The 11,047-nt window shown below is 70.7% G+C and carries 10 protein-coding genes; 5 read left to right on the top strand and 5 right to left on the bottom strand.

What is annotated here, in order from left to right; translation table 11 throughout:
- The first annotated feature begins 90 nt into the window (after positions 1 to 90).
- Genes ACFT32_RS18265 through ACFT32_RS18255 form a run of 3 tightly spaced genes read left to right on the top strand, consistent with a single transcriptional unit; the run spans position 91 to position 5,268 of the window.
- Positions 91 to 2,931, top strand: coding sequence for a hypothetical protein (locus ACFT32_RS18265; protein ID WP_382490101.1), 2,841 nt, complete (start codon positions 91 to 93; stop codon positions 2,929 to 2,931).
- Positions 2,932 to 2,944: 13 nt separating this feature from the next.
- Positions 2,945 to 4,282, top strand: coding sequence for a CHAT domain-containing protein (locus tag ACFT32_RS18260; protein WP_382490099.1), 1,338 nt, complete (start codon positions 2,945 to 2,947; stop codon positions 4,280 to 4,282).
- The gene (locus ACFT32_RS18255) at positions 4,279 to 5,268 is read left to right on the top strand and encodes a hypothetical protein (RefSeq protein ID WP_382490097.1); all 990 of its coding nucleotides are present in this window, start codon (positions 4,279 to 4,281) and stop codon (positions 5,266 to 5,268) included. Before ACFT32_RS18260 ends, ACFT32_RS18255 begins: the two co-directional genes overlap by 4 nt.
- A gap of 32 nt (positions 5,269 to 5,300) precedes the next feature.
- Here ACFT32_RS18255 and ACFT32_RS18250 read toward each other — a convergent pair whose 3' ends face one another.
- Positions 5,301 to 5,612: a hypothetical protein gene (locus tag ACFT32_RS18250; RefSeq protein WP_382490095.1), complete on the bottom strand. Its 312-nt coding sequence runs from the start codon at positions 5,610 to 5,612 to the stop codon at positions 5,301 to 5,303.
- Complete coding sequence (gene mca, locus ACFT32_RS18245; protein WP_382490094.1) at positions 5,605 to 6,486, bottom strand: mycothiol conjugate amidase Mca; 882 nt, start codon at positions 6,484 to 6,486, stop codon at positions 5,605 to 5,607. The genes ACFT32_RS18250 and mca overlap by 8 nt, the downstream gene beginning before the upstream one ends.
- A gap of 147 nt (positions 6,487 to 6,633) precedes the next feature.
- Between mca and ACFT32_RS18240 the strand changes: the two genes are divergently transcribed.
- Positions 6,634 to 7,032 (top strand): DUF4307 domain-containing protein, encoded by a 399-nt coding sequence (locus tag ACFT32_RS18240; protein ID WP_382490092.1) that lies wholly within the window; start codon positions 6,634 to 6,636, stop codon positions 7,030 to 7,032.
- 179 nt (positions 7,033 to 7,211) lie between these two features.
- A complete protein-coding gene (greA, locus tag ACFT32_RS18235; RefSeq protein ID WP_382490090.1) occupies positions 7,212 to 7,709 on the top strand; it encodes a transcription elongation factor GreA in 498 nt (165 codons plus the stop codon).
- A 55-nt stretch (positions 7,710 to 7,764) separates the two neighbouring features.
- Here the strand turns inward: greA and ACFT32_RS18230 are convergent, their stop codons facing one another.
- The 3 genes from ACFT32_RS18230 to ilvA form a co-directional block, all read right to left on the bottom strand.
- Positions 7,765 to 8,622, bottom strand: a complete 858-nt coding sequence (locus ACFT32_RS18230) for an ABC transporter permease (protein WP_382490088.1) — start codon at positions 8,620 to 8,622, stop codon at positions 7,765 to 7,767.
- Positions 8,619 to 9,632: an ATP-binding cassette domain-containing protein gene (locus ACFT32_RS18225; RefSeq protein WP_382490086.1), complete on the bottom strand. Its 1,014-nt coding sequence runs from the start codon at positions 9,630 to 9,632 to the stop codon at positions 8,619 to 8,621. The genes ACFT32_RS18230 and ACFT32_RS18225 overlap by 4 nt, the downstream gene beginning before the upstream one ends.
- A gap of 148 nt (positions 9,633 to 9,780) precedes the next feature.
- On the bottom strand, positions 9,781 to 11,010 hold the full coding sequence (gene ilvA / locus ACFT32_RS18220; RefSeq protein ID WP_382490084.1) for a threonine ammonia-lyase: 1,230 nt from the start codon (positions 11,008 to 11,010) through the stop codon (positions 9,781 to 9,783).
- Between the last annotated feature and the right edge of the window lie 37 nt (positions 11,011 to 11,047).

The following is an 11,047-nucleotide window of genomic DNA, read 5'->3' as shown; positions in this document are numbered from 1 at the left end:
TCATTGTCGGACGTTTCGCTGACGACGGGACTGCGGGACTGTCACCGTAGGAAGGCATTCACAGCGCGGGCAGGCCGACGGGGGAAGCCATTGGGACAGCACCTGCGTGGTCCGACACATCCTCCGGAACCCCAGGAACTCTTCGGGCGGACGAGGGAACTCGGCCAGGTCGAAGCCTGGCTGCGGCAGCACAGGGACACCCGAGCGCCGGCCGACCGCGCCCGCCCGGCCCTCATGGTTCTGCTCGGACCGGCCGGTGTCGGCAAGTCAGCCCTGGCCGCCACGGCCTGCCGGCGACTCGGCCCGGCGACGCACTGGATCTCTTCGCACGACGCCCCCCGCGCCGACGCCGAACTGACGCTGTTACGGCTGCTCGCCGAGTGCGGTGCGCCGAGTGCCGCACTCGTGCGGGAGGCCCTGGAAGGTGACCGCACGTTCCGGCGCGCACTGCGCGAGTTCGCCGCGCGGCTCCGCGGCCGCCTCGTGGTACTGGACGGAGCGGTCCCCTCGACGGTCCGCGCCCTGCTGCCCTACCTCCGTGACTGTCCGGACCTGGCCGTGCTCGTCACGTCACGGCAGCGCAGAGGCTGGCGCTTCGCAGGGTGTCAACGGGTCGACGTCGCTCCCCTGACCGCCTTGTCCACCAGCTTCTTCATCACCAGGGGGGCCGAACGCCGGCTGCCGGCCGACCAGAGCTTCTGGTCCGCACAGCGGTTCGACCTGACCGACTTGGTGCGGGGGCTGCCCGCACTCGCCCGCGTCGCCCGCAATCTCGCCGACCAAGGGGTGTCACCGCAGCAGGAGCGACGCGAGGGCGAGTCGGGACCGCAGTGGCTCGTCCGGCTCGCCCTGGCCGACTGCACGCCCGGTCAGCGGGAGTTGCTGGGGCGCCTCGCGGAGCGGCACTCCGCCGCGCCCTTCACGCTCCGCACGGTCGAGTCGCTCTACACGACGGACCTCCGGCTCCCCGACGTCCGCGCTCTGCTCGACGGCCTGCTCGCGCACGAGCTGGTGCAGCGGTGGCACGCTGCCGAGACCTTCTTCCTCCCGGACCCGGTGGCGGAAGCCGTACGACCGGAGGCCCCCTCGGCCGAAGCGTCCTCCGTCGTGTGGGCGGGCCGCGTGCTCCAGGACACGGCCGGGCTGCTGGACGGGCGGTCCCGGCCGGAGCAGCCGACCGACCGGGACCCCGTACGCCTCACCCCCGACGAACTCGCCCCGCACGTAGACGAGTTCCTGGTCATGCTCGCCGACCGCCACGGCACTCGCCGGCAACAGCACCGGATCGCGGACGGCTTGGCCGTGCTGCTGTCCGTTCTCGGCGACGCACACAGGCTCGTGGCACTCCACCGGCTGCAGCCGGTTCCGCCCGTACGCCGGGCCCTGGGCTCGCTCGCCTCCGACCTGGGACTGCCGCAGGTCGCCCTGGCCCTGTTCGACGCCGCTTCCTGGGTGAGCCTCGACGCCGTCCACCGGGGAGCGCTCGTCTGCCACCAGTCGGGCCGACTGGGCGGCGCGCTGGACGTACTGGACACGCTGCTCGGGGACGACGGCCGCCGCGAGGACCGGCACACTGCCTGGGGGCTGCTGGCGCTCGGTGCCGTTAGGTGCGACCGGGGCGAGGTGGCGGAGGCCGACCGGGCGCTCCTCAGGGCGACCGTCCTGCATCGCGCCTCCGGCTGTCACCGCGGCCTCGGCTGGACGCTGCTGCACCGCGCCCGGGTGTACCTGCTGAGCGGCCGGGACGCGGAAGCCGGCGGCCTGCTCTCCCAGGCCGACACAGCGCTGCTCGCCGCGAGCGACACCCGCGGCCGGAACTGGGTCACGACGGAGCGGATCCGGGTCGCGCTGCGACGCGGCGGGCCGGAGGCCGCCCAGGAACTGGCGGTGCAGGCGAAACAGCGGCACGCGTCCGCCGAGGACATCCGAGGGCTGGGGTGGACGTCGCTGTATCTGGCCCTCACCCATCTGGAGGAGCGAGACTTCCGCAGCGCCGACCAGGAGTTGGCCATGGCCGAGAAGTACTTCCTGAGCTGCGAGGACTACCTCGGCAGCGCCTGGGCGAAGCACCGGATGGCCCTCCTCCCCACAGGCCGCGGCAAGGACCGCGCCGAGATCGCCCTGGTGTCGCTGAGCCCCGCCTGGGAGTTGTTCGGCGAGATCGACTGCCCGCTCGGTACGGCCTGGACCGAACTGGAGATGGCGGCCCGCCGCCCCCCGTCCGAACTCACCATGCCTCTGCTGTCCACGGCGGGAGAACGCTTCCGGGACCTCGGCGACGAGTCCGGCCGGGTGTGGGTGGCGGCAGTCGAGACCGTACTGCGCAACCACCTGGACAGTGCCCCCCACCGGGGCGTCGAGACCCTCGTGGCCTCCGTGCCGCGCGGCATCCGGAACCGGGACCGATTGGTGAAGGAGGTGGTGCTGTTCCTGGAGAGCGAGGGTGTGCGGGGAGGCCGGCCCATCCCCTTCCACGCCCGCGACACGGTGACCGTCCGCTACAGCGGCCCCGAAGTTCTGGACCTGCCCGGCCCGGCGGGCACCCGCTGCCGCGTCCGCGTCACCCTCCTCGACGACTCCTCCGCCGAGGACACCACCGCCCGCCTGCTGGTGCGGGTCTCCCCGGAGGACGGCCACCCCTGGGGAGCCTCAGAGGCGGACCGGCCCTGGCTGACGGTGACCGCCTCGCCTCTCACCCCCGCGTCCGTCGACCCCGCCAGCGCCCACCTGCTCCCGTCGGAACAGGCGCTGCACGGAGCGGAGTTCACCTTCACCGCGCATCGCACCGGCACCCACCGCCTCCGCTTCACCATCGCCCTCGAACGCACCGGGACGGTCCTCCAACAGGTGGAAACAGAACTCGACATCCTGGACCACGACGAGCACGGCGGGCTGTCCTCGCCCGAAGCCGTCACGCACCGAGGCCGCTAGGAACGCCCCGCGCATGGCAAGAGAGCTTCACGTTCGCATCGTCCAGGACCCCAGCCGCGGCTTCACGACCCTGCCCGACGCGCTGGCCGAGGGGCCGGACATCACGGTGTCCCTGGACGTCCTGGGCGACGACCGTCTCAGGGCGCGCCTGTACGGCCCCGCCGTGCCGTCGCTGCACGGCACCGAGCACAAGGTGGACCTGGCGGTGCACCCGGCCGAGGTGCGGTCCGCCGCGGCCCGGCTGTGCCGGATGTGGAAGGAGGTCCTCGTCGACCACCGCCCCCTCACCGCCGACGGACGACCCGCTCCCGGTGAGCCGGAGACCCCGTACGCCTCCCTGGTGGACCTGCGCTCCCGTCCCGTGGACGAGCTGACCACCCTCATGGAGGAACTCGCCCTGGTCGGCTCGGAGTTGCTGTACGGCACCCTGCTGGGCGGCAGCGACCCTCGGATCGACCGGTTCCGCAGCTATCTGACGGAGGCGCTGGCCGGGGGCGAGGGCCTGCGGGTCCGCTTCGACTCGGACCTGCATCTGCCCTGGCCCATGGTCTGCCTGGCGCCCGAGGACCTGCCGTCCGGCACCGCGCCCCCGGCCGAGGCCCTCCCCGCGCTCTTCCGCCGTTTCCTCGGCCACCGCCATCAGATCGAGCAGACCGGCGGGGCCTATCCCTGGCTCGACGGCCTCCGTGACGCCCCCGAGGTGCCGGCCGTGAGCCTCAACCACGACACGCGCGTCGACCGGGCCGGCCGCACCCGGGCCGCCGACGTGGCCGCGCTCCTCGCCAAGGGCACCCGGTTCGTCGAGCGGTCCACCTGGCGGGAACTGGTGAGCGCGCTGGCCCGGTCCGATCTGTGCGAGCAGTTGATGTACTTCTGGTGCCACGGCCGCTTCGCCTCCGACGGACCCCAGCCGCCGTCCCTGGTGCTCAGCCTGACCGATCAGAAGAGCATCGACGCGCACACGATCCGCGACCGGCGGCGCCGTTTCGGCTTCGACCACCCGTTCCAGCCGTTCGTCGTCCTCAACGCCTGCTACGCGGGGCTGCCCGAGGGAAGCGCGGACGCCAGGTTCCTGAGCCGGGCGTTCGTCGACGCGGGGGCGCGGGGTGTGCTGGGCCCGCAGATAGAGATACCTCAGGTCTTCGCGGCCGAGTACGCCCTGGAGTTCCTGACCCGCTATCTGGACGGGACGCAGACCGCGGGCAGCATCGCCCTCGCGGTGACCAGGCACTTCGCCGACGAGCTGCACAATCCCCTGGGCCTGGCCTACGCCCTCCACCACGGCATGGACACCCGCCTGGAACGGGCCGCCGCGCCCGACGCCGACGCCGGCCTGGAGGTGCCCGCATGAGCACTCCCGACGCGCCGGTGCGCACCGTCGACCTGGGGCCGGACGGCTGGCTGCTGGAGGAGACGCGCCGCGGTCCCCGCCCGGTGCCCGCCGACCGGCTGGCCGATCACTTCCACGAGGAGCTGTCCCCGCCCGCCTGGGCGACGGACCTCCTGGTCTATGTCCACGGCTGGCAGACCGACCGCGACGCGGCCCTGGTGGCGGTCCGCGGCCTGCTGGCCCTCGCCACGGCCCAGTACGAGCGCCGCCAGGTCATGTACCGGGGGCTGCGGCCGTGGCGGCCGTGGACCGTCCTGGTGCGCTGGCCCTCCCGCTCCCTGCCCTCGCTCGGGGGCTACCGGCGCATCCGCGACCGGGCGCACGCCATGAGCACTCGGGGCCATGCGGCTCAGGTCATCGGCCGGCTGCTCGGCTATCTGGACGGCCGGCGCGGGGACCCGGCCGCCCCGCCCGTCCTCGCCAACCGCGAGGGCCAGTTTCTGCACCTGATCGGCCACTCCTTCGGCTGCCGTTTCCTGTGCGAGGCCGTGCAGTGGGCCGCCGACGAGCCGCTCACCCTGGGCTGGAGCACACCGGAGCCGCCCGGCCGGCCCTTCACCGTGGACTCGATGCTGCTGTTGCAGATGGCGGCTCCGCGCGACGCCTTCGCGACCGGCTTCCCGGCCCTCTCCCAGGCGCCCCTGCGCGGCCCCGTGGTCGCGACGTACTCCCAGCACGACCGCGCCACCGGCTTCTGGCATCTGCGGGCCGAGAAGCGGGCGGGTGTCGGCCACGCGGGCATCGGAACCGCGCCCGCCCCCGTCTCGGCGGTCCGGATGCTGCCGCCCGCCGAGCCCTATCCCCTCGCGGCGCTCGACCACCGCTTCGTCAGCGTGGACGCGAGCGACGTCTTCGTCCGGGGGCACGGCCCGGCGGGCGCCCACTCCGACCATCTGCGGCCGGAGACGGCACACCTGCTGCTGTCACTGGCCGCCCACAGCCGGTGACGGCGCGCTGCCGACGGGCGGCAGCCGGGTGGTCAGCCGTTCGCGGACGGCTTCTTCGCGGACCCGGCGGCGCTCTCGGCGGACGCCTTCGACTCGGACTCCGAGTCCGAGTCCGGCTCCGCATCCGCCTCCGCCTGCTCGGCCTTGGGGTCCGGGACCTGGGTGAAGTCGACCCTGTTCATGTGCCGGCTCATGGACTTCATCAGGGCCCACACCGCCAGGGCCATCGCCGCGAAGACGATGAAGCCGAGGACGCCGGGGGTGACCTTGTCCTCGTCGACCTCCTTGGCGAAGGAGACGAGGTGCGTCATTGCCAGGCTTGCGCTTGCGCTCATGTCAGGCATTGTCGCGGACGCCCGCGAAGAGGTCGTCCTCGGGGAGGGAGGTATCGGCGAGAGACTTCGCCAGCTCGTACTCCTCCGTCGGCCAGACCTCCTTCTGGATGTCCATCGGCACCCGGAACCAGCCCCCGTCCGGGTCGATCTGCGTGGCGTGCGCGATCAGCGCCTTGTCGCGGATCTCGTAGAACTCGGCGCAGGGCACGTGCGTGGTGAGAGTGCGCTGCTTCATACCGAACTCGTCCCAGCGCTTGAGCCAGTCCCCGTACGGCGACTCCAGGCCCCGGTCCAGCATCGCCTGGTGCAGCGCCTCGGTGCGGGGGCGGTTGAAGCCCTGGTTGTAGTACATCTTCAGCGGCTGGTAGGCCGGGCCGTACTCGCCCTCCGGGTACTTCTCGGTGTCCGCCGCCCCCTCGAACGCGACCATCGAGATCTTGTGGGTCATGATGTGGTCGGGGTGCGGGTAGCCGCCGTTCTCGTCGTAGGTGGTGATCACCTGGGGGCGGAAGGCGCGGATCTTCCGCACCAGCTCACCGGCCGCCACATCGACGTCCTCCAGGGCGAAGCAGCCCTCCGGCAGCGGCGGCAGCGGGTCCCCCTCGGGCAGCCCCGAGTCGATGAAGCCGAGCCATTCCTGCTTGACCCCGAGGATCTCCCGGGCCTCGTCCATCTCCTTCTTGCGTACCTCGTGGATGTGCTCCTCGATGTACTTGTCGCCCTGAAGCTTGGGATTGAGGATGGAGCCGCGCTCCCCGCCCGTGCAGGTCACGACCAGCACGTCCACCCCCTCGGACACGTACTTCGCCATGGTGGCCGCGCCCTTGCTCGACTCGTCGTCGGGGTGGGCGTGCACGGCCATCAGTCGCAACTGGTCAGTCAAGACTCAATCCTCAGTAAGTCGGCGCCCTGTGTGCGTCGGCGCAATCAGCGGCTTCTATAGTGACCGAACCGGGGGGCGAATAATTCCGGGACCGGGCCACGGGGCCCCTGCCGGGACCCTCGCCCGGGCCTTGTCAGGAGGACGATCATGAGTACGGCGAGCACGCGACCGCCCGAGGGCCGTTACGGCCGTACCTCGGACGAGCGCGCCGACCGCAAGCTCAAGATCATCGGCGCTGTCCTCTCGGTGGCACTGCTGAGCCTGGTCGGCTGGTTCGGCTACCACTACGTCGTCCAGAACGAGATCAGCGCCGAAGTGATCACCTTCGAGCCCGGCAAGGAATCCGTGAAGGTGCACCTGGAGGTCCGCAAGGACGCCGGTGCCACCGGCTACTGCACCGTGCGATCCCAGGCCGAGGACGGTTCCGTGGTGGGCCGGGCCGAGGTGCGCTTCGACAGTGACGCCACCGTCATCGACAAGGTCTTCACCCTGCGCACGACCGCGCCCGGGACGACCGCCGAGCTGCAGGGCTGCCAGGCCGACTGAGGCCGCACGGACGTCACCTGCAATACGTAGCGCCTGACCTGCGGTGACGTGAATCTGGTGGCTTATGTCCTCCCCCTTCTGCTCCTGAATTGTTAGGCTCGTGGTTTCGCCCATCCGTGAAGGAACATTCTTCTGGGTAGGGCGATGCTTTGTATTCCCAGTACCTACGAGGAGCACCTGTGACCCAGACCAGCGAGAACGTCACCTGGCTGACCCAGGAGGCGTACAACAAGCTCAAGGCTGAGCTTGCGCACCTTACTGGTCCCGCGCGAACGGAGATCTCCGCGAAGATCGCCGCTGCGCGCGAGGAGGGCGACCTGCGTGAGAACGGCGGGTACCACGCGGCCAAGGAGGAACAGGGCAAGCAGGAACTCCGTGTGCGCCAGCTCACCCAGCTCCTCGAGAGCGCGAAGGTCGGTGAGGCGCCCGCGGCTGACGGCGCGGTGGCGCCCGGCATGGTCGTGACGATCGCGTTCGACGGCGACGAGGACGACACGCTGACGTTCCTGCTCGCCTCACGCGAATACGCGAGCTCCGACATCGAGACGTACTCGCCGCAGTCCCCGCTGGGCACCGGCGTGCTCGGCCACAAGGTCGGCGAGGACGCCGAGTACGAGCTGCCGAACGGCAAGAAGGCCTCGGTGAAGATCATCAAGGCCGAGCCGTACGACGGCTGAACCAACCGTCGAGCCTTGACCTGCCCCCGGCGTCGCTGCGGCGCCGGGGGCATTGTCATGCCGTCGCGGACCGGTACTTGCGCACCGCCAGCGTCCGGAAGACGACCAGGATGAGGATCGAGTAGATCAGCGAGGCCCAGACGGGGTGCTGCATGGGCCAGGCGTCCGACGGCGACTGGCCCGGGTTGGCGAACAGCACGCGGCAGGCCTGGACCGTGGCACTGAAGGGGTTCCACTCGGCGATGTGGCGCAGCCATGGGGTCATGTGGCTGGTGTCCACGAACGCGTTCGAGATGAACGTGACCGGGAAGAGCCAGATGAGCCCGCTGGACGTGGCCGCCTCGGGGGTTCTGACGGACATGCCGATCAAGGCGCCGATCCAGGTGAACGCGTAGCCCAGCAGGAGCAGCAGGCCGAAGGCCCCGAGCACCTTGCCCGCGTTCGTGCTGCCGTCCGACCCGACGCGCCAGCCCACCAGGAGGGCCACCACCGCGAGCACCACCAGGGTCAGGGCGGTCTGCACCGAGTCGGCGAGCGTGCGCCCGGTGAGCACCGCGCCGCGCGCCATGGGCAGGGAGCGGAAGCGGTCGATGAGGCCCTTGTGCATGTCGTCGGCGATGCCCGCTCCGGAGCTGGCCGTGGCGAACGTGACGGTCTGCGCGAAGATGCCGGCCATCAGGAAGTTCTTGTAGTCGACAGCGCTGGTGCTGCTGCCGATCTGCATGGAGCCGCCGAAGACATAGGTGAACAGCACGACAAACATGATGGGCTGGATCAGCCCGTAGATAATCATCTCAGGAATGCGGGACATTCTGATCAAATTGCGTTTCGCAACGACCATCGAGTCCCGGATCGACTGGCTGACCGGGTTCGCGGCCGGCGCGACCCGCACGGTGTCGGTGACGGCGCTCACTTGGCGGCCTCCTTGTCGGTCTTCGTGTCGATCGCTTCGTCGATCTCCTCGTCGATCTCCTCGTCCTTGGCCTCGGCCACGTGTCCCGTCAGGGACAGGAAGACGTCGTCGAGGGTCGGCCGGCGCAGGCCGATGTCGTCGATCTCGATGCCGCGGGTGTCCAGTTCGCGGATGACCTCGGCGAGGAGCTTGGCGCCGCCGGTCACGGGCGCGGTCAGCTTGCGCATGTGCTCCTCGACGGTGGTCTCGCCCTTGCCGAAGCCGGCGAGGACCTCGACGGCGGCCTGGATGTGCTCGTGCTCGTGCACCACGACCTCGACCCGCTCGCCGCCGGTGCGGGCCTTGAGCTGGTCGGAGGTGCCCTGGGCGATGACCCGGCCCTGGTCGACGACCGCGATGTCGTGCGCCAGGTGGTCGGCCTCTTCCAGGTACTGGGTGGTCAGCAGCAGCGTCGTACCGCCGGAGACCAGTTGCTTGATGACCCCCCACAGCTGCTGGCGGTTGCGGGGGTCGAGGCCGGTCGTCGGCTCGTCCATGAACATCACGGGCGGCGAGACGACCAGGGCCGCCGCGAGGTCGAGCCGGCGGCGCATGCCTCCGGAGTAGGTCTTGGTGGGCCGGTCGGCGGCGTCCGTGAGGTGGAACTGCTCCAGCAGCTCGACCGCGCGCTCCTTCGCCGCCTTCGCCCTCATCTGGTAGAGCTGGCCGACCATCTGGAGGTTCTCGCGGCCGGTCAGATACTCGTCGACGGCCGCGAACTGGCCGGACAGGCCGATCGAGCGTCGGACGGCGTCGGGCTGCTTGAGCACGTCGATACCCGCGACGACCGCCCGTCCGCTGTCGGGCCGCAGCAGGGTGGTCAGACAGCGGACGGTGGTCGTCTTGCCCGCGCCGTTCGGCCCGAGCAGGCCCAGGACCGTGCCCTCGGGCACATCGAGGTCGACACCGTCCAAGGCTTTGACGTCACCGAAGGTCTTGACCAGACCTTCGGCATAGATGGCGCCTGGCATATGAGTCTCCACGTCTTCGGGGATCGCCGGACATATGGCTGATACTTCGCACGAACACACCATAACGCGATGTATCGCGTCTCACAATAGGTTTTCTCGGTGTCGCGTTCCGTGAGAAAAAGGGATCTTGGCCGGCTCCGGCGGCGGATCAGTTCATGACCGTGTAGCCCGCCTCGCGGAGCGCCTGGCCGACCTCGACGCAGTGCGCCGGGCCCTTCGTCTCCAGGTGCAGCTCGACCTCCGCCTCCGTGAGCCCGAGCCGTGGGTCGGTCCGTACATGGCTCACATCGAGGACGTTAGCGTCCACCACTGACAACGCACCCAGAAGTGTGGCGAGAGCGCCGGGACGGTCGGTCAGCCGCAGCCGGACGGCCAGGTAGCGGCCCTGCGCGGCCATGCCGTGCCGCAGCACCCGCTCCATCAGCACCGGGTCGACGTTGCCGCCCGACAGCACCGCGACGACCGGGCCCTCGAAGGCTCCGGGCTCGCTCAGCAGCGCCGCGACCGGGCTCGCCCCGGCGGGCTCCACGACCAGCTTGGCCCGCTCCAGGCACAGCAGCAGCGCTGCGGACAGCTCGTCCTCGCTGACCGTGCGCACCTCGTCGACCAGCTCGCCGACCAGCCCGAACGGCACGTCGCCCGGCCGTCCGACCTTGATGCCGTCGGCCATCGTCGCCGGGTTCTCGACCGACACGGGCCGCCCCGCGGCCAGTGAGGGCGGGTAGGCCGCCGCGCCCTCCGCCTGGACGCCCACGATTTTGAGGTCGGGCCGCATGGCCTTCACCGCCACCGCGATCCCGGCGGCGAGACCGCCCCCGCCGATGCCGACGACGATCGTGCTCGCCTCGGGGCACTGCTCGAGGATCTCCAGGCCCACCGTGCCCTGGCCCGCGATGATGTCGGGGTGGTCGAAGGGGTGGATGAACACCGCGCCCGTCTCGGCCGCGTACTCCTGCGCGGCGGCCAGCGTCTCGTCGACCACCTGGCCGTGCAGCCGCACCTCGGCCCCGTAGTCCCGGGTGGCGCTGACCTTGGGCAGCGGGGCGCCCTTCGGCATGAACACCGTGGAGCGCACACCGAGCAGCGAGGACGCGAGGGCGACGCCCTGCGCGTGGTTGCCGGCGCTCGCGGCGACGACACCGGCGGCGCGCTCCTCGGGCAGCAGACCGGCGATCCGGACGTACGCGCCGCGCAGCTTGAAGGAACCGGTCCGCTGGAGGTTCTCGCACTTGAGGTGCACCGGCGCGCCGACCATCTGGGACAGATGCCTGCTGCCTTCCATCGCGGTCACCCGCGCCACACCCGACAGCATCTTCTGGGCGCCGCGCACATCGTCGAGGGTGACGGGGCGCAAGGAGTCAGCCGTGCTGTAGCTCATGACACCCAGCATCGCAGTTCACAGGCGGGAACGACGG

The organism is Streptomyces sp. NPDC057002, assembly GCF_042673825.1.
GTDB lineage: Bacteria > Actinomycetota > Actinomycetes > Streptomycetales > Streptomycetaceae > Streptomyces.
This window is presented reverse-complemented; position numbering and strand designations above follow the sequence as displayed.